This is a genomic window from Marmoricola sp. RAF53, from assembly GCF_052114005.1.
GTDB lineage: Bacteria > Actinomycetota > Actinomycetes > Propionibacteriales > Nocardioidaceae > Marmoricola.
In genome coordinates this window covers 79,692-103,036 of sequence record NZ_JBFRDX010000016.1, presented here as the reverse complement: position 1 = coordinate 103,036, position 23,345 = coordinate 79,692, and the positions used below count along the sequence as shown (strand labels likewise).

At 71.2% G+C, this 23,345-nt stretch carries 23 protein-coding genes; 13 read left to right on the top strand and 10 right to left on the bottom strand.

The window, feature by feature from the left end:
* Positions 1–70: 70 nt before the first annotated feature.
* From AB4Y76_RS14865 to AB4Y76_RS14840, 6 genes are all read right to left on the bottom strand, one after another.
* On the bottom strand, positions 71–580 hold the full coding sequence (locus AB4Y76_RS14865; RefSeq protein WP_441926593.1) for a hypothetical protein: 510 nt from the start codon (positions 578–580) through the stop codon (positions 71–73).
* 70 nt (positions 581–650) lie between these two features.
* On the bottom strand, positions 651–953 hold the full coding sequence (locus AB4Y76_RS14860; RefSeq protein WP_441926591.1) for a DUF6281 family protein: 303 nt from the start codon (positions 951–953) through the stop codon (positions 651–653).
* Positions 954–1,145: 192 nt separating this feature from the next.
* On the bottom strand, positions 1,146–1,910 hold the full coding sequence (gene map, locus AB4Y76_RS14855) for a type I methionyl aminopeptidase (protein WP_441926589.1): 765 nt from the start codon (positions 1,908–1,910) through the stop codon (positions 1,146–1,148).
* Between the two features lie 60 nt (positions 1,911–1,970).
* Positions 1,971–3,140: a thiolase domain-containing protein gene (locus tag AB4Y76_RS14850; protein ID WP_441926587.1), complete on the bottom strand. Its 1,170-nt coding sequence runs from the start codon at positions 3,138–3,140 to the stop codon at positions 1,971–1,973.
* A 2-nt stretch (positions 3,141–3,142) separates the two neighbouring features.
* Positions 3,143–4,204, bottom strand: coding sequence for a thiolase domain-containing protein (locus AB4Y76_RS14845; protein WP_441926585.1), 1,062 nt, complete (start codon positions 4,202–4,204; stop codon positions 3,143–3,145).
* 14 nt (positions 4,205–4,218) lie between these two features.
* A complete protein-coding gene (locus AB4Y76_RS14840) occupies positions 4,219–5,205 on the bottom strand; it encodes a Zn-ribbon domain-containing OB-fold protein (protein WP_441926583.1) in 987 nt (328 codons plus the stop codon).
* A gap of 74 nt (positions 5,206–5,279) precedes the next feature.
* On the opposite strand from AB4Y76_RS14840, the gene AB4Y76_RS14835 reads away from it, so the two are divergent.
* From AB4Y76_RS14835 to fadD8, 3 genes are all read left to right on the top strand, one after another.
* A complete protein-coding gene (locus AB4Y76_RS14835) occupies positions 5,280–6,326 on the top strand; it encodes an LLM class F420-dependent oxidoreductase (RefSeq protein ID WP_441926581.1) in 1,047 nt (348 codons plus the stop codon).
* Between the two features lie 96 nt (positions 6,327–6,422).
* Entirely contained in the window at positions 6,423–8,573 is a 2,151-nt protein-coding gene (locus AB4Y76_RS14830) for an ATP-binding protein (RefSeq protein ID WP_441926579.1), read from the top strand.
* Between the two features lie 22 nt (positions 8,574–8,595).
* Positions 8,596–10,239, top strand: a complete 1,644-nt coding sequence (fadD8, locus tag AB4Y76_RS14825) for a fatty-acid--CoA ligase FadD8 (RefSeq protein WP_441926577.1) — start codon at positions 8,596–8,598, stop codon at positions 10,237–10,239.
* 21 nt (positions 10,240–10,260) lie between these two features.
* Here the strand turns inward: fadD8 and AB4Y76_RS14820 are convergent, their stop codons facing one another.
* The 3 genes from AB4Y76_RS14820 to AB4Y76_RS14810 all read right to left on the bottom strand — a co-directional run bounded on the left by AB4Y76_RS14820 (position 10,261) and on the right by AB4Y76_RS14810 (position 13,419).
* Positions 10,261–10,512, bottom strand: coding sequence for a DUF4242 domain-containing protein (locus AB4Y76_RS14820; protein WP_441926575.1), 252 nt, complete (start codon positions 10,510–10,512; stop codon positions 10,261–10,263).
* Positions 10,513–10,525: 13 nt separating this feature from the next.
* Positions 10,526–10,768 (bottom strand): hypothetical protein, encoded by a 243-nt coding sequence (locus tag AB4Y76_RS14815; RefSeq protein WP_441926573.1) that lies wholly within the window; start codon positions 10,766–10,768, stop codon positions 10,526–10,528.
* Positions 10,769–10,863: 95 nt separating this feature from the next.
* Positions 10,864–13,419, bottom strand: a complete 2,556-nt coding sequence (locus AB4Y76_RS14810; protein ID WP_441926571.1) for an ATP-binding protein — start codon at positions 13,417–13,419, stop codon at positions 10,864–10,866.
* A 100-nt stretch (positions 13,420–13,519) separates the two neighbouring features.
* Here AB4Y76_RS14810 and AB4Y76_RS14805 point away from each other — a divergent pair, with 100 nt between their 5' ends.
* On the top strand, positions 13,520–13,900 hold the full coding sequence (locus tag AB4Y76_RS14805; protein WP_441926569.1) for a nuclear transport factor 2 family protein: 381 nt from the start codon (positions 13,520–13,522) through the stop codon (positions 13,898–13,900).
* A gap of 21 nt (positions 13,901–13,921) precedes the next feature.
* On the opposite strand, the gene AB4Y76_RS14800 is transcribed toward AB4Y76_RS14805, so the two are convergent.
* A complete protein-coding gene (locus tag AB4Y76_RS14800) occupies positions 13,922–14,170 on the bottom strand; it encodes a DUF4242 domain-containing protein (protein ID WP_441926568.1) in 249 nt (82 codons plus the stop codon).
* Between the two features lie 209 nt (positions 14,171–14,379).
* On the opposite strand from AB4Y76_RS14800, the gene AB4Y76_RS14795 reads away from it, so the two are divergent.
* From AB4Y76_RS14795 to AB4Y76_RS14755, 9 genes are all read left to right on the top strand, one after another.
* Positions 14,380–14,988, top strand: coding sequence for an acyltransferase (locus tag AB4Y76_RS14795; RefSeq protein WP_441926566.1), 609 nt, complete (start codon positions 14,380–14,382; stop codon positions 14,986–14,988).
* On the top strand, positions 14,985–16,046 hold the full coding sequence (wecB, locus tag AB4Y76_RS14790) for a non-hydrolyzing UDP-N-acetylglucosamine 2-epimerase (protein ID WP_441926564.1): 1,062 nt from the start codon (positions 14,985–14,987) through the stop codon (positions 16,044–16,046). The genes AB4Y76_RS14795 and wecB overlap by 4 nt, the downstream gene beginning before the upstream one ends.
* 5 nt (positions 16,047–16,051) lie before the next feature.
* Positions 16,052–17,155, top strand: coding sequence for a DegT/DnrJ/EryC1/StrS family aminotransferase (locus AB4Y76_RS14785; protein WP_441926668.1), 1,104 nt, complete (start codon positions 16,052–16,054; stop codon positions 17,153–17,155).
* 1 nt (position 17,156) lies between these two features.
* Positions 17,157–18,164 carry a Gfo/Idh/MocA family protein gene (locus AB4Y76_RS14780; RefSeq protein WP_441926562.1) on the top strand — a complete coding sequence of 336 codons (1,008 nt, stop codon included), beginning with the start codon at positions 17,157–17,159 and terminating at the stop codon, positions 18,162–18,164.
* On the top strand, positions 18,161–19,534 hold the full coding sequence (locus tag AB4Y76_RS14775; protein ID WP_441926560.1) for an O-antigen ligase family protein: 1,374 nt from the start codon (positions 18,161–18,163) through the stop codon (positions 19,532–19,534). The genes AB4Y76_RS14780 and AB4Y76_RS14775 overlap by 4 nt, the downstream gene beginning before the upstream one ends.
* A 70-nt stretch (positions 19,535–19,604) precedes the next feature.
* Positions 19,605–20,921, top strand: coding sequence for a nucleotide sugar dehydrogenase (locus tag AB4Y76_RS14770; RefSeq protein ID WP_441926558.1), 1,317 nt, complete (start codon positions 19,605–19,607; stop codon positions 20,919–20,921).
* A complete protein-coding gene (locus AB4Y76_RS14765; RefSeq protein ID WP_441926556.1) occupies positions 20,918–21,607 on the top strand; it encodes a class I SAM-dependent methyltransferase in 690 nt (229 codons plus the stop codon). The genes AB4Y76_RS14770 and AB4Y76_RS14765 overlap by 4 nt, the downstream gene beginning before the upstream one ends.
* Positions 21,604–22,764 carry a DegT/DnrJ/EryC1/StrS family aminotransferase gene (locus AB4Y76_RS14760; RefSeq protein ID WP_441926554.1) on the top strand — a complete coding sequence of 387 codons (1,161 nt, stop codon included), beginning with the start codon at positions 21,604–21,606 and terminating at the stop codon, positions 22,762–22,764. Before AB4Y76_RS14765 ends, AB4Y76_RS14760 begins: the two co-directional genes overlap by 4 nt.
* Complete coding sequence (locus AB4Y76_RS14755; protein WP_441926552.1) at positions 22,761–23,342, top strand: sugar transferase; 582 nt, start codon at positions 22,761–22,763, stop codon at positions 23,340–23,342. The genes AB4Y76_RS14760 and AB4Y76_RS14755 overlap by 4 nt, the downstream gene beginning before the upstream one ends.
* Positions 23,343–23,345: the final 3 nt, after the last annotated feature.

Here is a 23,345-nt window from a genome sequence, read left to right as displayed (position 1 = left end):
GTTCCCGGACGCGTCGCGCGCCGCCGTCACCCTTCGGGGTGGCGGCGGCTCGCTGCTTCCCGTGCGGGTCTCAGGCTTGCGGGCCCTCCTCGCGCAGCCGCTGCACGCTGGTCATCGCCTCGCGCAGCTCGGCGAGCCAGGTCTCGGTGTGCTCACCGACCAGCCGGACGCACCAGCCGAGCGCGTCGGCCCGGCTGCGCGCGACACCGGCCTCCACCAGCGTGTCGAGCACCTGGCGCTCGGGCTGGCGCAGCCGGGTCATCACCGGCGCCGCGATGTTGGTGAACACCGCCTCGACCTCGCCGCACGCTGCCCCCCAGCCGACCTTCCGCTCGAACCGGCGTTCGGCCTCCCGGGCGATCTCGATCCGCTCGTCGCGCGTGGACTCGCGGAAGCGGGTGATCCGGCCGATCGCCGCCTCACGCGCGTCCACGCCGTCTTCGGCGTCGGGGGCGGCCAGCCGACCGACCACGACGATCTCCTCGCGGTCCACCCGGACCTCCGCCGCCTCGGTGAACCAGTCGTCCGGCAGCCGTCCCCGGACCCACCCGCTGATCTGCTCCTGCTCCGTCGCACCCATCGTGCACCTCCTTGTAACGATGTAATCATGTAATCACATCGTTCAAGGACGGACTAGCGAGCAGAGCCGCTCATCCGTCCGACTCGGCGAAGGAGTCGATCGCCTCCTGCTGAGCCGGCGTCGGCTCGTCCAGCGTGAACAACGCCAGCCCGGAACCGAAGACGTCGACCAGGATGCCCAGGCTCGGGTCCAGACCCTGTGCCTCAAACGCGTCGAACGTCTCGGACGAACTGCGTTCGCCGCCGTCAGCGCAACCCAGAGGCGATGCAGAACCCACCTTCGGCCCCGCGACGACGTCAACTCCGGGATGGTCCTCGTAGGCATCGGAGCGGAACTGAAGCCGGTGAGCACAACTGTTCTCGGAATCGCCCACCCTCTCGGATCCGCAGCCACCGAGAACTCCGAGGGCGGCGACCCCGAGCAAGATGCTTCCCAGAAGTCGGGAGCGCGCGCTACAAGACATGGTCGTTCCTCTCAGTACAACGCTCGGAGATTCGGGGTGCATGGTGAACCAGGAATCAGGTCGGGCAGGGCGCACCCGTTCACCGATGTCGGGGCACCACGCTCAGCGCGCGGTCAGCACCAGCGGCCCGTCCTCGGTGATCGCGATGGTGTGCTCGCTGTGCGCGCCGCGGGAGCCGTCAGCGCTGCGCAGCGTCCAGCCGTCCGGGTCGGTGTAGATCTCGTCGGTGCTGTGCAGGAACCACGGCTCGATCGCGATCACCAGGCCCGGCTTCAGCGGCAGGCCCCGGCCCGGGCGGCCGTCGTTCGGGACGTGCGGGTCGCCGTGCATCGTCCGGCCGACCCCGTGGCCGCCGAACTGGAGGTTGATCTTCAGCCCGGCCGCGCGGGCGACCTCGCCGATGGCGTGCCCGATGTCGCCGAGCTTGTTGCCGACGGTCGCCGCGGCGATCCCGGCGACCAGCGCGCGCTCGGTGGTGGCGATCAGCTCGAGGTCCTCGGGGCGGGCGTTGCCGACCACGACGCTGGTCGCCGAGTCGGCGACCCAGCCGTCCACCTCGCAGGCGAAGTCGACCGAGAGCAGGTCACCGTCGGCGAGGACGTAGTCGTGGGGGAGTCCGTGGAGGACGGCGTCGTTGACCGAGGTGCAGAGCACCTTGCCGAACGGCATCGCCCCGAACGACGGGTGGTAGTCGACGTAGCAGGACGTCGCGCCGCGCTCGGCGATCATCCGGGCCGCCAGCGCGTCCAGCTCCAGCAGGTTGACGCCGACGTGCGCGGCCTCGCGCAGCGCGGTCAGCACGTCGGCGACGAACCGGCCGGCCGGGCGCATCTGGTCGATCTCGGTGCGGTTGAAGAGCTCGATCACACCCTGAGCCTAGACAGCACGACGCCCCGGACCGAATCGGTCCGGGGCGTCGCGGTTGGTTCAGTTGGTCGGCTTCTCCGCGCCGACGACCCACATCGCGAAGAACTGCGAGCCGCCGCCGTACGCGTGGCCCAGTGCCTTGCGGGCGCCGTCGACCTGGTGCTCGCCGGCCTCGCCCATGACCTGCAGCGAGGCCTCGGCGAAGCGGATCATGCCGCTGGCGCCGATCGGGTTCGAGGAGAGCACGCCGCCGCTCATGTTGAACGGGATCTTGCCGCCGATCGCCGTCTCGCCGGCCTCGGTGAGCTTCCAGCCGTCACCCTGCGCGGCGAACCCGAGGTTCTCCAGCCACATCGGCTCGAACCAGGAGAAGGGCACGTAGACCTCGGCGCAGTCGATCTCCTCGATCGGGTTGGTGATCCCGGCCTGCTTCCACAGCGCGGCCGAGGCGTCCCGGCCGGCCTGCGGGTTGACCTGGTCGCGCTCGGCGGCGGTGGTCGGCTCCGAGCGCATCTGGGTGCCGTGGATCCACGCCGGGTTCGCCACGCCGGACTTCGCCACCGCGGACTCCGAGGCGATCACCATCGCGCAGGCGCCGTCGGAGGACGGGCAGGTCTCGTCGAACCGGATCGGGTCCCACAGCATCGTCGAGGCCAGCACCGACTCCACGGTGGTGCCCTCGTTCTGCAGGTGCGCGTAGGGGTTCTTCAGCGCGTTGTTGCGGTCCTTGGCCGCCACCATCGCGCCGATGTGGCCCGGGGCGCCGGAACGCCGGATGTAGGAGCGCACGTGCGGGGCGAAGTAGCCGCCCGCGCCGGCGTGCACCGGCATGATGAACGGCACCGGGATCGAGAGCGCCCACATCGCGTTGGACTCCGACTGCTTCTCGAAGGCCACGGTCAGGACGCGCTCGTGGACGCCCGACTGCACCAGGGAGGCCGCCACGATCGCGGTCGAGCCGCCGACCGAACCGGCGGTGTGCACCCGGAGCAGCGGCTTGCCGGCCGCGCCGAGGGCGTCGGCCAGGTACAGCTCGGGCATCATCACGCCCTCGAACAGGTCCGGCGCCTTGCCGACGACGACCGCGTCGATGTCGGCGAAGGTGAGGCCGGCGTCGAGCAGGGCCCGGTCGACGGCCTCGCGCAGCAGGCCCGCCATCGAGACGTCCGCGCGCTGGGCCTGGTACTTGGTCTGGCCGACGCCGATGACGGCGGCAGGGATCTTCGCCATGTTCAGCTGCCCTTCTTGGTCGAGCCCAGGGTGACCACGAGGTTCTGCTGCAGCGCAGGACCGGAGGTGGCGTGGGCGAGAGCTTTGTCCGAGCCGCCGGCCCAGATCCGCTTCGCGGCCTCGCCGATCCGGTTCAGGCCCGCGGAGAACATCGGGTTGGCGGTGAGCGCGCCGCCCGACGGGTTGATCGTGACGTCGCCCGGAAGCCCGAGCGACTCGCGCAGGATCAGCTCCTGGTGGCTGAAGGGCGCGTGCAGCTCGGCGAGATCGACACCGTCGACACCCGCCGCCTTGCCGGCGGCCGCGGTGCTGGTCGAGGTGGTGAGGTCGCGGGCGTTCAGCGCGATCGGCTCGATCCGGTGCTGGAACCCGCTGATCCAGGCCGGCCGGTCGCAGGCCTCGAGGGCCTTGTCGCCGGCGGCCAGCACCATCGCGGCGGCGCCGTCGGAGACCGGCGCGCAGTCCCAGCGGCGCAGCGGGTCGGCGTACATCGCCTGGGCCAGGACGTCGTCGATCGAGGTCGCGCCCTTGCGGATCGCCCATTCGTTGCCGGCGGCGTCGGTCATCGAGCGGGCCACGACCTCGGCCATCGCCTTCTCGTCCCACAGGCCCTTCTCGAGGCCCTCGCGGGCCTGGATGCCGGCCAGGGAGACGGTGTCCGGCCAGAGCGGCTGGGCGGTGTACGGGTCGAGCTGCAGCGCCAGGGTGCGGCGCAGCACGCCGGCCGAGGACTTGCCGAAGCCGTAGACGACCGCGGTGTCGACCTCGCCGGTCTGGATCTTCACCCAGGCCTCGTAGAGCGCCCAGGCGGCGTCCATCTCGACGTGCGACTCCATCACCGGCGGGAGGGTGCCGATGGCGTCGACCGCGGAGACGAACGAGAACGAGCGGCCGGCCAGGTAGTCGCTGGAGCCGGAGCACCAGAAGTCGATGTCGGACTTCGTCCAGCCGGTCTGCTGGTACAGGTCACCGAGGATCGGGACCAGGAGCTCCAGGCAGGTCGGCGACCCGTCGAGCTCCTTCATCTGTCGCTGGGCGAAGCCCACGACGGCAACGTCACGCATGTGTCTCGCCTCTCTCAGAGGTGGTGCTTGTAGGTCTCGTAGTCCGCGTCCGGCTCGCCGGTCGGACGGAAGAACTTGATGTTGTTGAGGTCGGTGGTCCACTCYTCGCGGGGCTTCCACACCGCCTCGACGCGCATGCCCATCCGGACGTCGGCGGCGTCGATGTCCAGGATCAGGTGCAGGAACGCGATGTCCGCACCGTCGAGGAGCACGTACGCCGAGACGTAGGGGATCGGGATCGTCTGGCCCTGGAACGGGACGTTGACGACGCAGTAGGTGGTCACGATGCCGCGGTCCGGGAGCTCGACTTCGTCGGTGGTCGGCACGCCGTCCACCGGGCAGGCGCCGCGCGGCGGGACGTAGACCTTCTCGCAGGCCGGGCAGCGCTGACCGTAGATCTTGCCCTCGGCCAGGCCGCGGAAGAACTTGGTCTCCTCCGGCGAGGCGGCGTAGTCGTAGGCGAGCTTGACCGGGCTGATCATCCCGGTGACCTCCGGGGCGCCGAACTCCATCGACGCCGAGCCCGCGGACTCCTCCGCGCCGGCCGGCTCGAAGCAGGCGATGTCGCGGATGCTGCCGATCGGGTCCTCGGCCCAGCGGACCTTGACCCGCATGCCGGTGGAGATGTCGGCGGGGGAGGCGACGTCGACCGCGTGCAGGATCGGCGCGTCGGCGCCGTCGAGGAGGACGTGCGCGAAGGCGAACGGCTTCTCCAGCGGCTGCTGCGCGACCGGCTCGGGCACCCAGCTCCAGCTCTGCACGGTGCCGTGGTCGGAGACCGGCACCAGCTCGGTGATCGCGGCGTGGGTCGCCGGGTCGTACTCCGGCGGCGGTACGACGACCCGGCCGTCGGCCAGGACGCCGCCGAGCACGGAGTGCTGCTTGAGCGCGGACATGAACTGGGAGAGCACCGGTCCGAGCGATCGGGTGTAGTCGAACTCGACCTTCATCGGGGCGTGCAGCACGCGCGACTCGGCGGTGGCGGATTCGGAGGGGGCCATGGCACAGAAGTGAAACACGTTCTAGTATTCGGAGCAACAACATCCGGCACATCCGCGACCACGCGAGGAGTGACATGAAGCTCGGACTGCAGCTCGGCTACTGGCAGGCAGGCCCGCCGACCAACCACGCCGAGCTCGTGGCGGCCGCCGAGGAGTCCGGCTACGACGCGATCTTCACCGCGGAGGCCTGGGGCTCCGACGCGTTCACCCCGCTCGCCTGGTGGGGCCGGGAGACCAGCCGGGTCAGGCTCGGCACCTCGATCGTGCAGATGTCCGGCCGAGCCCCGACCAGCATCGCGATGCACGCGCTCACCCTCGACCACCTCTCGAACGGCCGGGTGATCCTCGGCATGGGCGTCTCCGGCCCGCAGGTCGTCGAGGGCTGGTACGGCCAGCCGTTCTCCAAGCCGCTGGCCCGCACCCGCGAGGTCGTCGACATCATCCGCCAGGTGCTCGCCCGCGAGGGCGCGGTCACCAACGACGGCCCGCACTACCCGCTGCCCTACAACGGGCCCGGCGCGATGGGCCTCGGCAAGCCGCTGAAGCCGATCACCCACCCGCTGCGCGCGGACATCCCGATCTGGCTCGGCGCCGAGGGCCCGAAGAACGTCGCCCAGACCGCCGAGATCGCCGACGGCTGGATCCCGATCTTCTACACCCCGAAGTCGGCCGGCATGTACCAGCCGTGGCTCGACGAGGGCTTCGCCCGGCCGGGCGCGCGTCGTACCCGGGAGACGTTCGAGATCGCGGCCACCTGCCACCTCGAGTTCACCGCCGACGACGGCCCGGCCAAGCAGGCGGTGGTGGACGGCATGAAGCCGATCGTCGCGCTCTACATGGGCGGCATGGGCGCCAAGGAGATGAACTTCCACCACCAGGTCTTCACCCGGATGGGGTACGGCGACATCGCCGACGAGGTCCAGCGCCTGTTCCTCTCCGGCCAGAAGGCGGAGGCGACCGCGCTGATCCCCGACGAGCTCGTCAACGACATGCACATCATCGGCACCGAGGGCTACGTCAAGGAGCGCGTCGCCGAGTGGGAGGCGACCGGGGTGACCACCCTGCTCCTCAGCGCACGCAGCCCCGAGGAGATCCGGAAGGTCGCCGAGGTCCTGGCCTGAGCAACCCGGCCTGAGCTGTCCGGCAGGGCCGATCGGCCCGCGCCGGGATGACCTCCGGCCCGTCCGGGACGGAGGCCGGTTTCCTAGGCTGGCCGCATGCGGGACCAGGGGCAGGACTCCACCCTGACCGAGCGCGCCACGCTGCCGCGGGTCGCCCGGGTCTGCGGGCTCGTCGTCGCGGCCGTCTCGATCACCGTGCTGGTCGGCTGGGCGCTCGGGCTCGAGCTGCTGACCAGCGTGCTCCCGGGCCTCACCACGATGAAGGTGAACACCGCGCTCTGCCTGGGCGTACTGGCGGTCACGGTGCTGGTCCGGTCGCGCCGGGTCGTCCGGCTCGCCTCGCTGCTGGTCGTCCTCGTGACGCTGCTGGTCCTGTACGAGATCGTCAGCGGCACGACCCTGGGCATCGACGAGCTCGTCTTCGCCGACCACACCGCCCCGGCCGGGATCGCGCCCGGGCAGATGGCGCCGGCCACGACGGTCTCCCTGCTCGCCCTCGCCGTCAGCCGGCTGCTCCTGGACGCCGGCCGGGCGCGGCCGGCCCAGACGCTCCTCGCGCTCCCGTTGCTGACCGCCGTCATGGCGGTGTTCGGGTACCTGTTCGGGGTCGAGCAGCTCTACCGGATCTCGACCCTGTCCAGCGTGGCGCTGCACTCCGCGATCAGCTGGGGACTCCTGGCCGTCGCGATCGCCGCGCTGGTGCCCGGCGGGCTGCTGACCTGGGTGGCGGCGGGCACCGGCCCGGGGTCCGCGATGGTCCGCGGGACCGTGCCGGTGGTGACCGCGGGGCTGGCCGCGACGGGCCTGCTGCGCGACGTCCTGGTCGAGGGCGGCGTGATCGGGGACCGGTTCGGCACCGCCGTGCTGGTGGTCGCGGGGAGCCTGATCGCCGTCACCGCGACCGCGCGCACGGCCCGCCGGTTCGACGCGTCCGACCGGGCCCGGGTCCGGGCCGAACGGTCCCTGCGGGAGCTGAACGCGTCGCTGGTCGAGGGCCGCGACGCGGCCTGGGCCCGAGCCGAGGACCTGGCCGCGGAGCTGGAGCGGGAGCGGTCGAGGTTCGAGCGCGCGGTCGAGAACACCGAGGACCTGGTCTGGACGGTGGAGACGACCGGCGGTGCCGTGGTGCCGGCGTACCTGAGCCCGAACACGCGGCCGATCGTCGGGGGACCGCTGTCCGCGGACGTCGCCTTTCCGGTCGCGCTGCGCGACCTGGTCGACCCGGTCGACCGGGCGCTGTTCGCCGACTTCGAGACCGATGTCGGGATCGGCGTTCCCGCCGACGTCGAGGTCCGGGTGCGTGGGCTGGACGGCCGGGTCCGCTGGATCTGGCTCCGCGGCGCCCCGCGCTCGGACGGGCTCCGGACCTACTTCGACGGGGTCGCCACCGACACCACCGTGCGCCGCGTCCTCGCCGACCAGCGCGAGCTGCTGCTGGAGCAGGAGCGCCTCCAGGTCCAGCGGCTCTCCGAGCTCGCCCGGGCCCGGCAGGAGTTCACCACCGTGGCCGGCCACGAGCTCCGTACGCCGGTCGCGGTGATCGTCGGGTACTGCGAGATCCTGGCCGACCCCGAGCTGGCGCCGGTGGTCCGGGACCAGGCCATCGAGGCGATCGGCCGTCGCGCCGCCCACCTGCAGGTGCTCGTCGAGGGCGTCTTCGACCTCGCCCGGCTCGACGCGGGCGCGATGCACCTGGAGCTGGAGCCGACCCACCTGGGCGACTTCGTGGCCTCGACGGTCACCGACTACGAGCCGGTGGCGCGGGCCGCCGGGATCGAGCTCACCCACGCGATCGCGGGCTCCGACGTCTTCGCGGACCGCGGCCGGCTGCGCCAGGTGCTCGACAATCTGCTCTCCAACGGGATCAAGTACACGCCGGCCGGGGGACACGTGCACGTCGCGCTCTCCCGCCACGGCGAGGACGCGGTGCTGGAGGTCCGCGACGACGGCATCGGGGTGGCGCCCGAGGAGCTCCCGCGGCTGTTCGACCGGATGTTCCGCGGCACCAACGCCCGGGAGGCACGGATCCCGGGCACCGGGCTGGGACTCGCCCTGACCCAGGAGCTGGTCGAGGCGCTCGGCGGCGAGGTGACCGCGCGGGCGAACCAGCCGCACGGTCTCGTCATCACGATCACGCTGCCCGCGCTCGCGCGGGGTGCCGAGCGCGCCGGGGGCGCCGGGGGCGCCGAGGGCGCCGAGGGCGACGAAACCGTGTCGGAGTACGAGAGTTCGTTGCCGAAGCGTTAGAACACGTTCTAGTCTTGCCCGCATGAGCACCGTGAGCGAGATCGCCAACGCCGGGGACCTGCGCACCGGCACCCACAACGGGCACCTGATGGTGGCCGCCCTGCGCCGGCACCACAACCGTCCGATCATCCACCTGGGTGACGTGACCCTGACCGGCCAGCAGGTCGCCGACCGGATCAGCACGTACATCCAGGCGTTCGAGTCGCTCGGCGCGGGCTTCGGCACCGCGGGCGCGCTGCTCGCGCTGAACCGACCGGAGGTGCTCTTCATCCTCGGCGCCGGCCAGACCCAGGGCTTCCAGCGGACCTCGCTGCACCCGCTCGGCTCGGCCGACGACCACGCCTACGTCATCAACGACGCCGGCATCACCACGCTGATCGTCGACCCGTACTTCAGCGAGCGCGCCCTGGAGCTGCTGGAGAAGTGCCCGGGCCTGACCCAGGTGCTCACCATCGGCCCGGTCCCGGACGTCATCGCCAAGGCCGCCGCCGACAGCGGCCGCACCACCGCGGACCTCATCGAGGTCGCCGCCGGGTTCGACTCGCAGAAGCTCGAGGCGCGGCTGCTCCCGCCGGACCACGTCGTCTCGATCACCTACACCGGCGGCACCACCGGCAAGCCCAAGGGCGTCATCGGGATGAGCCAGACCATGAACACCATGACCAGCATCCAGCTGGCCGAGTGGGAGTGGCCGGCCGAGCCGCGGTTCCTGATGTGCACCCCGCTCTCGCACGCCGGCGCGGCGTTCTTCGTGCCCGTCGTGATCAAGGGCGGCACCCTCTTCGTGACCTCGACGTTCAACCCGGCCGAGGTGCTGGCCACCATCGAGGAGAAGAAGATCAACTCCCTGATGCTGGTCCCGACCATGCTCTACGCGCTGCTCGACCACCCGGACAGCCGCACCCGCGACCTGTCGTCGCTGGAGACCGTCTACTACGGCGCCTCGGCGATCAACCCGGTCCGCCTCAAGGAGGCGATCGAGCGGTTCGGCCCGATCTTCGCCCAGTACTACGGCCAGTCCGAGGCCCCGATGGTGCTCACCTACTTCGCCAAGGGCGACCACGTGAACGCCGACGGCACCCCGGCCGAGCACCGGCTGACCTCCTGCGGCCGCCCGACCGCCCTGACCCGCACGGCGCTGCTCGGCGAGGACGGCCAGCCGGTCGCCCCCGGCGAGCCGGGCGAGATCTGCGTGGCCGGACCGCTGCTCTCCGGCGGCTACTGGCAGCTCCCCGAGCAGACCGCCGAGACCTGGCGCGACGGCTGGATGCACACCGGTGACGTCGCCCGCGAGGACGAGGACGGCTTCTGGTACATCGTCGACCGGACCAAGGACATGATCGTCACCGGCGGCTTCAACGTCTTCCCGCGCGAGGTCGAGGACGTCGTCGCCGGGCACCCGGCCGTCGCCCAGGTCGGCGTCATCGGGGTCCCGCACGAGAAGTTCGGCGAGTCCGTGATGGCCGTCGTCGTCATGCGCGAGGGCCACGAGCTCACCGACGCCGTGATCGCGGAGATCCAGGACATGGTCAAGGAGAAGAAGGGCTCGGTGCAGGCTCCCAAGCAGGTCGTCGCCGTCGACGCCCTCCCGCTCACCGGCCTCGGCAAGCCCGACAAGAAGGCCCTGCGGGCGACGTACTGGACGGGCGACCGCTCGGTCGGCTGACCCGCCCGACAGGGCGAGGGCTCACACGCCCTCGGTGACGGGGTGGATCTCGTCGGCGACGAGGCCGTGCGACTCCCGGTGGACGGTGTTCGCGGCGTCGGCGTCCGGCGCGTCGACCAGGCAGAAGATCCGGCCGCCGGCCTCGTCGACCCAGTAGCGCAGGTACTGCACGTCGTGGTCGCCCTGGATCGCCAGGTCGGCCTGGTGGGCCTTCGCGACGTCCTCGGCGCTGACGCCGCCGTCGATGTGGTGCACGTCCATGTAGAGCGGCATGACGGTCTCCTTCTCAGCGGTGCAGGTCGGCGAGCGCCGTGTGCACGTTGTGGGCGTGGGCGGAGTCGAGCAGCTGCTCGACGTACAGGGAGAAGACGAACGTCGGCGCGGACGCGGCGGCCGGGTCGGCCGGCAGGCTGACGTCCGGGTTGTCCCGCATCGCCGAGGCCGTCCCGAGCGGGGCGACGGCCAGGACCGCGGCGGCCGGCAGGACGGTCCAGGCGAACCGGCGGAGGTGGGTGGTGTGGGTTTCCATGAGGGGCTCCTCGGGTCGAAGTGATGCTTCGACGCTAGGAGCGCGACCGGGGCCTGCGGATCGGTGTGACCTGCCTACGTTGGGCGACTGCCTGCCTAGGTTGGGAGGTCGGCCAGCTGGGCGGCCTCGGCGCGTGAGCTCACCCCGAGCTTGCCGAGGATGGCCGAGACGTGGTGGTCCACGGTGCGCGGCGACAGGACCAGGCGCTCGGCGATCTCGGCGTTCGTGAGGTGTTCCGCGATCAGGTCGAGGACCTCTGCCTCACGCGTGGTGAGTCCGGCCGGGTGCGCGGCGGTGGCGGCTCGCGGGCCGCGCTGGGCGGGAACCCGTACGCCGTCCGCGGCGAGCAGCCCGCGGACCCGCTGCGCGGCGGGCGCGGCGCCGATCCCGGCGAAGATCTCGAGGGCACGCAGCCGGGCGCCGCTCCCGCCCGACCAGGTCAGGGCGACCGCCTCCTCGAACGGGCATCCCAGGGCGCGCCAGACCTCGGCGGCGCCGGCGTGGTCGCCGGCCTGCTCCAGCGAGAAGGGCGGGGGGAAGCGGTCGTCCACCTCGACCTGGTGGCCGAGCCGCCGCAGCCAGCCGCTCAGCTCGCCCTGGATCCACGGATCGTTGGTCGACCCGCGGCGGTAGGCGTCCAGGACGCGCTGGTCGACCAGCCCGGGGTCCCCGGTGAGCCATGCCCCCTGGGCGGCCGCCGTCGCGATCTGGAGCACCCAGAAGGTCTCGTCGTTGCCCGCGCCGAGCTCCCACGCGCGTTCCAGCCAGTCGCGCGCCTCCGGGCGGCCGGTACGGAACCCGGCCTCGGTGAGGCCGATGCTGACGTGCATCCGGTTGATCGGCGAGATCGTCTCCTCGAGGACCGCCAGGGCGAGCCCGATCGCCTCCTGGTTCCTTCCGCGCCGCATCAGCTCGGTGACCCGGGAGCCCCGCATGCACACGCTGTAGGTGTGCTGCTCGTGGTCGAGCGCGTAGGCGAGCCAGGCCTCGTAGCGGTCGGCGTAGGCGTCGAGCCGGAGAACGTCGATCGACCCCTCGTAGAGGTTGGTGTGGATGCAGGCGGCGAGGTAGGAGTCGTCCGCGCGGAGTGCGTGCTCGAGCCCCTCCTCGAGCAGTGCGAAGTCGATCGTGCCGCCGGCGGCGTCGACGAACGCGCTGCCGAGCATGGCGCGGCCGATCAGGGAGTCGTCGTCGAGGTCCTTGGCGATCCGGGCGCACTCCTCGAAGCAGCGGTGACGCTCGTCGCGGGTGGCGTCCTCGCTGTTGCCGCGGCTGTACATCGCCAGCGCCCGCTCGACCGAGTCGTCGGCGTCCCGCATCAGCTCGAAGCACTCCGCCTCGACCTCGCGGCACTCCTCGGTGCGGCAGAGCCGCCACAGGCAGACGCCGTACCGGCGCAGGCAGCGGCTGAGGTCGGCGTCGCCGCCGAGCTCCCTCCTGAGCGTGATCGCGCGCTTCCAGTGCGGTTCCGCCTCCGCCCAGTGGTCGCAGGCGGAGAGCGACTCGGCGATCGCCTCCTCCAGGTCGGCGACCTCGGCGCGGTCGAGCAGGTCGGCGTACTCGAGCGCGCGCCGGTACTGGATGATCGCCTCGCGGTGCGCGCTCGCCTCCGCCGCGTCCCGGCCGGCCGCGGGGGCGTAGCGCAGGATCGCCGCGGTGTCGCCCGCGCCGACGGCGTGATGGGTGAGCTCCGCAGCGTCGGCACCCTCCTGCTCGAGGGTGAGCAGGGCGATCCGGTGAATCTCGGTCGCCTGGCCCTGCGGCACGTCCCGCTCGACAGCCCGGCGGGTCAGCTCGTGCCGGAAGCCGAGGGCGCGCTCCGCGGCCACGAGGGTTCCCGAGGTCACGCACTCGTCGACGTGCTCGACCGGGACACCGGTGACCTGGGCCAGCCGTGCGGCCTGGACCGGGCGGCCGAGGACGGCGGCCCCGGCCAGGATCCGCTGCGCGGGCGGGCTGTGGCGGCGTACCCGGGCCCGGACGACGTCGGCCACCGACGGCGGCACCGCGTCGGCGCCGAGGGCGAGGACCTCGCCGAGGTAGAACGGGTTGCCCCCGGTCAGCGCGTGCAGGTCGTCGGCGTCGGCGGCCGGCGCGAGACGTCGTACGGCGTCGGGCGAGAGCCGGGGGAGCGCGATCCGGCGGGTGCCCCGGTGGGTGGCGATCCGGCCCATCACCTCCGCGAGCAGGTCGTCGCCGGGTTCGTCCTCGCGGTAGGTGGCCAGGACCAGCGCCGGCAGGCCGTCGAGGCGCCGGGACAGGTGGGCGAGCCAGTCGAGCGTCGCCTGGTCGGCCCAGTGCAGGTCCTCGACCACCAGGCCCGTCGGCCGGGCGGAGGTGGCGAGGAAGTCCGTCACCGCGGCGAACAGCTCGTTGCGGTCGGCGTCGGCCGAGCACAGCTCGCGGAGACGGCCGCCGGTGCTGCCGGCGATCTCGTGCAGCGGACCGAGCGGTCGCGGGGTGAAACCGCCGTCGCACGCGCTCCAGTGCCAGTCGAGGTCCGGCCTGGTGGCGCGGAACTCGTCGACCAGCGACGTCTTGCCGATCCCTGCCTCCCCGGTGACCAGGACGAGCCGCCCGGCGCCCGAGACCGCGTCGTGGGCGTACCCGTCGAGCGCCTCGAGGAAGGGGCTGCGCTCGAGCAACTCCACCTGCCGAGTGTAGGACGCGTGCCGGTCCCGGGTCACGGCCCGGAGGACTCTTGTCCGACGACGTGCGCCGGGTGCACCGTGGGACCGGGAGAGGGATCGGATGTCGGTCGAGACGAACATCGCGAACACCAAGAAGGCCTACGCCGCGTTCAACGTCGGCGACCTTCCGGGTGTCCTGGAGAACATGGACCCGGACATCGAGTGGGTGGTCGCGGGCAACAGCACGGTGAGCGGCACCTACCGCGGCACCCAGGACGTCATCGCGTTCTGGATGAAGCTGCTCGACCAGAACGTCGTGACGATGCCGATGGCGTTCCTCGGCGACGGCGACCAGGTCGTGGTGCTGACCCGGACGTCGTTCGGGGAGGAGACGTCCGAGGCGGCCGACATCCTCGAGTTCCGGGACGGCCGGTGCGTCCGGTTCCGGTCGCTCGGGGACGCGGCGCGCTTCGAACGGGTCTTCGGGCTCCGGGAGGAGTGACCCCCCGGGGCCAGGTCGGGCTCAGGTCCCTTCGCGCACCAGGTGGATCTCGTCGGCGACCAGGCCGTGCGCGTCGGCGTGCACCTTGTTCGCCGCATCGGCGTCCGGTGCCTCGACGAGGCAGAAGATCAGGCCCTTCTCCTCGTCGACCCAGTACTGCTTGTAGTCGACGCCGTGCTGGTCCTGGATCTCCAGGTCCTTGGCGTGCGCGTCGACGACCGCGTCGGCGGTGACCCCCTCGACGCGGTGGATGTCCATGTACAGAGGCATGGTGGTCTCCTTTTCGCCTTCGACGGTAACCCGGTCGCGGCAGGACCGGAGTGGCCCGAACGGGCCACTCGTGCCCGGGGCGCCGGCGTACCCGGCGCCGAGGCCGCTTCCGTTAAGATGTGCGGCGTCGTCTGGCACGGACTGCCGACTCTGGCGGCTACGTTTTCGCAGCGGGCTGACACCCCGGATCGAGCATTGGAGCACCGTAAGTGGCAACGAGGGTGGTGCCGTCGGCCGACGTCGACGAGCGTGCCGTGATCGGTGACGGCAGTTCGATCTGGCACCTGGCCCAGGTCCGGGAGCACGCCCGGCTGGGTGAGAACTGCGTGGTGGGTCGAGGAGCGTACATCGGTACCGGTGTCCGCCTGGGCGACAACTGCAAGGTCCAGAACTACGCGCTCGTCTACGAGCCGGCCGAGCTCGGTGACGGTGTCTTCATCGGCCCCGCGGTCGTGCTCACCAACGACACCTACCCGCGCGCGGTGACCCCGACCGGCGAGCCCAAGTCGGCAGCCGACTGGGAGGCCGTCGGCGTGACCATCGGCGACGGCGCCGCGATCGGGGCCCGGTCCGTCTGCGTCGCACCGGTGGCGATCGGTGCGTGGGCGCTCGTCGCCGCAGGCAGCGTCGTGACCAAGGAGGTGCCGGCGCACGCGCTGGTCGCCGGCGTCCCGGCCCGCCAGATCGGCTGGGTCGGCCGCGACGGGCAGCGCCTGGCCGACGACGGCGACGGTCGCTGGGTGAGCCACTCCGGTGACGAGCGGTACGTCGAGGTCGACGGGTCGTTGCAGCCCGCTGCCGAGGCTTCGGCCGAGTGAAGGTCCTCAGCGTCGTCGGGGCACGCCCCCAATTCGTCAAGCTCGCCCCGATCGCCGCCGCGGCGACCGCGGCCGGCGTCGAGCACATCGTCGTCCACACCGGCCAGCACTACGACGAGGACATGTCGTCGAGCTTCTTCGACGAGCTCGGCATCCCGAACCCCGACGTCAACCTGGCCATCGGCTCGGGTTCCCACGGCGCCCAGACCGGCGAGATGCTGGTCGCCCTGGAGAAGGTCTTCCAGGAGCGGCAGCCGGACTGGGTGCTCGTCTACGGCGACACCAACTCGACCCTCGCGGCGGCGATCGCGGCGACCAAGATCCACCTCCCGCTGGCACACCTGGAGGCGGGTCTGCGGTCCTTCAACCGCCGGATGCCGGAGGAGCACAACCGCGTGCTCACCGATCACTCGGCCGACCTGTGCCTGGCGCCGACCGAGGTGGCGATGGCACACCTCGCGCACGAGGGTCTCGCCGAGCGCAGCGTGCTGGTCGGGGACGTGATGACCGACGTCCTCCTCCGGACCGCGGACCGGGTCGCGGCGAACCCCGTCGACTCGCCCGTGTCGGCCGACGCGCCGTACGTCGTGGCCACGATCCACCGCCCCGACAACACCGACGACCCGGACCGCCTCGCCGCCATCCTGAATGCGCTCGCCGGGCTCGACAAGCGCGTCTACCTGGCCGCCCACCCGCGGCTCGTGGACCGTGCCGCCACCCACGGGCTCAAGCTCGAGATCGGAGCGATCACGCCTCTGGCGCCGCTGTCCTATCCCCGGCTGGTCCAGGCGGTGACCGCCGCGGATGCCGTGGTCACGGACTCCGGAGGACTCCAGAAGGAGGCCTTCCTGCTGGGTGCTCTCACCACGACGGTCCGGTCCGAGACCGAATGGGTCGAGACTCTCGACGACGGCTGGAACCAGCTCGTCAACGATCCGGCGGAGATCGCGGCGAGTGTCGGTCGCACCCGTCCGACCGCGACGCGCGCCACGCCGTACGGCGACGGGCACGCGGCCGACGCGACCATCTCAGCCCTGATTGCGCACACGTCCAGCTGATCTCGATCAAAGGAACCGAAGTGTCTGAGTTCATCCCGCCGGCCAAGCCGATCATCGGCGACGAGGAACGCGAAGCCGTCGACCGGGTCATGCGCAGCGGCATGATCGCCCAAGGACCCGAGGTCGCCGCGTTCGAGACCGAGTTCGCCGAGCACTTCGGACTGGATCGCGCCTGCGTCGCCGTGAACTCGGGCACGTCCGGCCTCCACCTGGGCCTGCTCAGCAGCGGCATCGGCCCCGGAGACGAGGTCATCGTGCCCAGCTTCACCTTCGCGGCGACCGCCAACTCGGTCGCCCTCACCGGCGCCACCCCGATCTTCGCCGACATCGACCCGGAGTCCTTCTGCCTGGACCCGCGGAGCGTCGAGGCCGCCGTCTCCGAGCGGACCGCCGGCATCATGCCGGTCCACCTCTACGGTCACCCGGCCGACATGGCCGGGCACCTGGCCGTGGCGGAGGCCCACGGTCTCCAGGTCTTCGAGGACGCGGCCCAGGCGCACGGCGCCTCGCTCGACGGCCGTCCGGTCGGCTCCTTCGGGACCTTCGCGATGTTCTCGCTCTACCCGACGAAGAACATGACCTCCGGTGAGGGCGGCATGGTCTCGGTCAACGGCCCGGAGGTCGAGCGGCTGATGCGCCTGTACCGCAACCAGGGCATGGAGCGGCAGTACGAGAACGAGGTCGTCGGCTTCAACAACCGGATGACCGACATCCACGCCGCCATCGGCCGGGTTCAGCTGACCAAGGTGGATGCCTGGACCGAGCGGCGTCGGGCCAACGCCGCGTTCCTGGATGCGAACCTGGAGGGCGTCACCACACCGCCGGTTGCCGAGGGCGCCCGGCACGTCTACCACCAGTACACGATCCGCGTCCGCGACGACCGCGACGGCCTGGCCGCCGCGCTCCGCGAGGAGTACGCCGTCGGCTCGGGCATGTTCTACCCGATCCCCAACCACCGGTTGGCGCCGTTCCGAGCCGAGGTCGACCTGCCCCGGACCGAGAGCGCGGCCGCGGAGTGCCTCTCCCTCCCGGTGCACCCCAGCCTCAGCCAGGGCGACCTCGAACGCATCGTGTCCGCGGTCAACAAGCTGGCGAAGGCAGGTGCCTGAGATGAGCGCGCTGCGTTTCGGCCTGGTCGGCATCGGGATGATGGGGCGTAACCACGCCCGGGTGCTGCAGTCCATCGAGGGCGTCGAACTGGTCGGTGTCGCCGACCCGGCCGGTGACCGGTTCAACCTGGCGGGTTCGGCGCAGGTCTTCTCCACCGTGGCCGAGCTGGTCGAGCACGGCATCGACGCCGCTGTCGTCGCGACGCCAACGGCGTTCCACCTCGGTGCGGGGCTCGAGCTCGCCGCCGCGGGGGTGCACACCCTGATCGAGAAGCCGCTCGCCACCGACGAGGCCGAGTGCCAGCAGCTGGTCGACGCGTTCGAGGCCGCCGGGCTGGTCAACGCCGTCGGGCACATCGAGCGCAGCAACCCGGCGCTGCGTGCGCTGCGGGCCCGTCTGGAAGCGGGCGACCTCGGGGAGATCCACCAGGTCGCGACCCGCCGCCAGGGCCCGTTCCCGAACCGCATCGCCGACGTCGGCGTCGTGAAGGACCTCGCCACGCACGACATCGACCTCACCGGGTGGGTGATCTCCTCGACGTACGCGATGGTGTCGGCCCAGACCGCGCACAAGAGCGGGCGGGAGCACGAGGACCTGATCGCGATCACGGCGCGGTCCGCCAACGGCATCGTGATCAACCACCTGATCAACTGGCTCTCGCCGCTCAAGGAGCGGGTGACGGTGGTGACCGGGGAGAAGGGCACGCTGGTCGCGGACACGTTGCTCGGAGACCTGCACTTCCACGCCAACGGCGTGGTGGCCACGGAATGGGATCAGGTCGCCTCGTTCCGGGGTGTGACCGAAGGCGACAGCATCCGCTACGCGATCCCCAAGCCCGAACCGCTTCGCGTCCAGCACGAGAACTTCCGGGACGCGATCAACGGCACCGCCAGCGACATCATCACGATGCGCGAGGGGATGGCCACCGTGGCCGTCGCAGATGCTTGCCTGGTGTCCGCGCGGGAGGGTCGTTCGGTCGACCTGACCGCCCGTGGAGCCGGTAGGTGACCTTCGCGGGTCCGCTCGGCCCGCAGGACGAGGCCGGGCCGCCCGCCTCAGCGCGCACTCCGGCGCGCACTCCGGCGCGCACTCCGGCGTCGCCGGGCTCGCTCCGGGGCATCGCGTGGGCGTGCGTCATCGCGGTGGACTTCGTCCTGCTGTCCCACCCGCGGACCGTCATCCCGCAATTCAGGGACTCGATGCTGGTGGCCAGCGGGCTGACCCTCGCCCTGGCGTTGGCGACCCTGCCCCGGCTCCGGCCTCCGCGGATCCCCGTCACGATCCTCGTCCTGCTCGGCTGGGCGACCGTCTCCCTGCTGTGGTCCCTCGACCCCGCGAGCACCGGGAAGTCCGTGCTCCTCTACCTGTGGATCGCCACGCTGGCGGCGCTGGTGGTCGCGAACGCGCGCATCCCGGTGATCGTTCTCGGCATCGGCTGGGGCGGGCTGGCGGCGGTGCTGGCCTCGCTGTACCAGGTGCGGGCCCGGCTGCCGGTGATCGACTACCCGGTGTCCTACAGCGAGCACCTGAACGGCATCCAAGGCAACCGCAACATCCTGTCCTACACGCTGGCGCTCGCGATCGGCGTCCTGCTGTGCACCTTCCCGGGCCGGTGGCACCTGCGGCTGCCGTGGGCACTGCTCCTGGCCGCGCTGGTCGGCGGCGTCTACCTGACGGCTTCGGCGACCGGCAAGCTGGGCATCCTCCTGCTCGTCGTGCTGGCCCTCGCGCTGCTGGCGGTGCGAACCCGGAAACGCGCCGGCAACCGCTGGAAGATCGCGTTGGGCGTGGGCGCAGGCCTGGTGGTCGGGCTGGCGGTCGTCGTCGACTTCCCGTCGCTGGTGCGGTCCCTGGATCGCGATCCCACCCGGCTGTCCGGCCGGATCCCGTTGTGGGAGTCGCTGATCCGGGTCAGCGAGGACCGCCCGTTCACGGGATGGGGTTGGGGCGCCGTCTGGCGCCACCAGTGGGATCCGGCGCCGGCGAACCCGGTCGCGCAGCGGATCTACGACGGTGCCGGGGGGGTCTACGTCCACGGCCACAACTCGTTCCTCGACCCGTTGCCCGAGATCGGCCTGATCGGCGTTCTCCTCGCCGTCGCTGTCTTCGTGGTCGCCGGTGTCACCGCCTGGCGGGTGTTGCGCCGCGACGTCGATCCCGACCAGCGGCTCGCCGCCCGGTTCGTGCTGCTCGTGCTCGGGGCCGAGTTCATCTTCGGGTTGACCGAGCCCGTGCTCCAGACGCCGGTCGGCTGGTTCACCATGGTGATCGCGGCGGGCGTGGCGGCGTCGCTGGCGACCTCGTCGAGGACTGCCCGCGAGCGCGAGAAAGACACCCCGCAGGTGCCGTCGGAGGTCGGAAGCGCCGACAGTGCCTGACAGTGTCACTGGCATGATGAAGACTCCTCCGGCCCCTGGCGCCGGAGACACTGCTCGAAAGGATGGGACGATGCAGATCGCAGTCGTCGGCATGGGAAAGATCGGCCTGCCCCTGGCCGCACAGTTCGCGGACGCGGGGCACACGGTCGTCGGAATCGACGTGAACCAGACGACGGTCGACACGATCAACCGCGGCGTCGAGCCCTTCCCCGGCGAGGCGCACCTCGCTGAGTACGTCGCCCGCCTCGTCGGCAGCGGCGCGCTGCGCGCCACGACCGACTACGCGGACGCCATCCCGGACGCGGACGCGGTCGTGGTCGTCGTACCCCTGTTCGTGGACGCCGACGGCAATCCCGACTTCCGGATCATGGACAGCGCTACCAGCTCGATCGCCGCGAACCTGACTCCTGGAACCCTGGTGAGCTACGAGACCACGCTCCCGGTCGGGACCACCCGCGGCCGCTGGAAGCCCGCCCTGGAAGCCGGGTCCGGGCTCACCGAGGGCACCGACTTCCACGTCGCCTTCTCGCCGGAGCGGGTGCTGACCGGCCGGGTGTTCGAAGACCTGCGCAAGTACCCCAAGCTCATCGGTGCGCTCAGCGCCGACGGCGCGAAGGCGGCCCGCGCCTTCTACGAGCAGGTCCTCACCTTCGACGACCGACCGGACCTCCCGCGCCCCAACGGGGTCTGGGACCTGGGAGTCACCGAGGCCTCCGAGATGGCGAAGCTCGCCGAGACGACCTACCGCGACGTCAACATCGGGCTGGCCAACCAGTTCGCCCGGTTCTCGGCATCGGTCGGGGTCGACGTGCACCAGGTCATCGAGGCGTGCAACTCCCAGCCGTTCAGCCACATCCACCGGCCGGGGATCTCGGTGGGCGGGCACTGCATCCCGATCTACCCGAAGCTGTACCTCAGCACCGACCCGGAGGCCACGGTCGTCTCCGCGGCGCGCGCCGCCAACCAGAGCATGCCGGCGTACGCGGTCGACCTGCTGGAGGACATCGCCGGCCCGGTGCGGGGCAAGAAGGTGGTCGTCCTCGGCGCCAGCTACCGCCCCGGGGTCAAGGAGACCGCCTTCAGCGGCGTCTTCCCGCTGATCGAGGAGCTGACCGCCCGTGGCGCGACCGGCGTCGTCCACGACCCGTGGTACGGCGACGCGGAGCTGGCGGCGCTCGGGCTGGAACCGCACCACCTGGGTGAGCCGGCGGACGCGGTGATCCTGCACACCGACCACCCGGAGTACGCGGCAACCGGGAAGCAGGACTTCCCGGGGGCGACCGGCGTCGTCGACGGCCGGGGTGTGCTGGATCCGACGAACTTCCCCGGCGTGGCCTTCGTCCGCCTCGGACAGGCGAGCCAGGTCCCGACGGGACAGGCTGTATGAGCAACGCCGACGACGTACGCGCGCAGTACGAGCGGCGCAAGGACTCGGTCCCGGACGATCGGTACGCCCTGACGAACAACGAGGTGTTCTGGGCCGTCCAGGAGAACGACGCGGTCACCCGGACTATGCTGCTCGACGCCGGCTTCGGCTCCTTCGGGGACCTGCGCGTGCTCGAGGTCGGCTGTGGCACCGGGGACAATCTGCTCCGGTTCCTCCGGTTCGGGTGCCTGCCGGAGAACCTGGTCGGCAACGAGCTCCTCGACGACCGGGTCGCGGCCGCGCGCAAGCGCCTCCCGGAGGCGCTGAAGATCCACGCAGGTGACGCCACGGAGCTTGAGTTCGGCGAGCCGTTCGACATCGTCTACCAGTCGACGGTGTTCTCCTCCGTCCTGGATCCCGACGCGCAGCAGCGCCTGGCTGAGCGGATGTGGAGCCTGGTGCGTCCAGGCGGCGCTGTGCTGAGCTACGACTTCGCGTTCGACAACCCGTCCAACCCGGATGTCCGCAAGGTGACCGTCGATCGCCTCAAGGAGCTGTTCCCCGAGGGCAGGTTCACTTCGCGCCGTGCCACGCTGGCGCCGCCGATCGCGCGCCGGGTGTCCCAGCACCCGTTCGTGTACCGCGCCCTGCGGGCGGTGCCGCTGCTGCGGACCCACCGCGTCGTGATGATCTCGAGGCCTGCATGAATCCGGCTGCGGACTTTCTCCCGTTCGCCCTGCCCGATGTGGGGGACGAGGAGGCGGAGGCGGTCGCCGCTGCGGTCCGGTCCGGCTGGCTCACCTCGGGCGGCCTCGCGCGTCAGTTCGAGCAGGACTTCGCCGAGTACGTCGGGGCGAGGTACGCCGTCGCCGTCAACTCCGCCACCGCCGGCCTGCATCTCGCGTTGGAGGCGGTGGGCATCCAGGCCGGTGACGAGGTACTGGTCCCGACGTGGACGTTCACCGCGACGGCGGAGGTGGTCCGGTACCTCGGCGCGACCCCGGTCCTCGTCGACGTCGACCCGGTCACGTTGAACATCGACCTGGCGGCGGCCGAAGCGTCGATCACGCCGGCCACCCGGGCGATCATGCCGGTGCACTTCTCCGGGCTGCCAGTGCCGCGCGAAGAGCTGCGCGCGTTCGCGGAGCGCCACGATCTCCGGGTGGTCGAGGACGCGGCCCATGCGTTCCCGGTGAAGTCGGCCGGCCGGTGGATCGGCTCGGGGGACAGCGACGCGGTGGTCTTCAGCTTCTACGCCACCAAGACGATGACCACCGGTGAGGGCGGGATGCTCTTCACCGAGTCGGCGGAGATCGCCGACCGGGCCAGGACGATGCGCCTGCACGGCATCAACCGCGACGTGTTCGACCGCTACCAGAGCACCAAGCCGTCGTGGCACTACGAGGTGGTCGCCCCGGGGTACAAGTACAACCTGACCGACCCGGCCGCGGCGATGGGCCTGGTCCAGCTCCGCCGTGCGCGGGCGATGTGGGAGCGGCGTACCGAGATCGCCGAGCGCTACCTGGAGGCGTTCTCGGACCTTCCGGTCGAGCTTCCGCCGCGTGCTCCCGCCGGCGACGAGCACGCCTGGCACCTGTTCGTCATCCGCCTGCCGGAGGGCGCCGACAGGGACGGGTTCATCCAGCGGATGGCCGAGCTCGGTGTCGGCACGAGCGTGCACTTCATCCCGTTGCACCTGCAGCCGGTGTGGCGCGATCTGGGCAAGCTGCGACCGGAGCAGTTCCCGGTCGCGTCCCGCGAGTTCGACCGCGTCGTGAGTCTGCCGATCTTCTCCTCCATGACCGACCTCCAGGTCGAGCGGGTGGTCGACACCGTCGCCGCATCGCTCCGGTCAGGCGAATGAAGCGCCTGTTCGACGTCGCCGCGTCCGGCGTGGCGCTCGTTCTTCTCGCTCCGCTGTGGCTCGTCCTCGCGGTCGCCGTCCGGTTCAGCAGCCCGGGCCCGGTCCTGTTCCGGCAGGAGCGGGTAGGTCTCGACGGCACGACCTTCGAGATCCTGAAGTTCCGATCGATGAAGGTCTCGGCCGGCGGCCCGGCGGTGACGGTGGAGGGCGATGCGAGGATCACCCGGGTGGGAGCCTTCCTCCGCGACCACAAGCTCGACGAGCTGCCTCAGCTGTGGAACGTGTTCGTCGGCGACATGAGCCTGGTGGGACCGCGCCCCGAGGTCCGTGAGTACGTGGACCTGTGGACCGACCACGAGCGACAGGTGATCCTCTCGGTACGTCCGGGCATCACCGATCCGACCAGCCTGCTGATGTTCAACGAGAGCGAGCTCCTCGCTCGCGCGGACGACCCGATCGCGTACTACGCCGAGGAGATCCTGCCGCAGAAGGCCAGGATGTACGTCGACTACGTCGCTTCGCGGAGCCTGCGCGGAGACTTCGGCATCATCCTCCAGACGATCAAACGCATCTTCTGACCC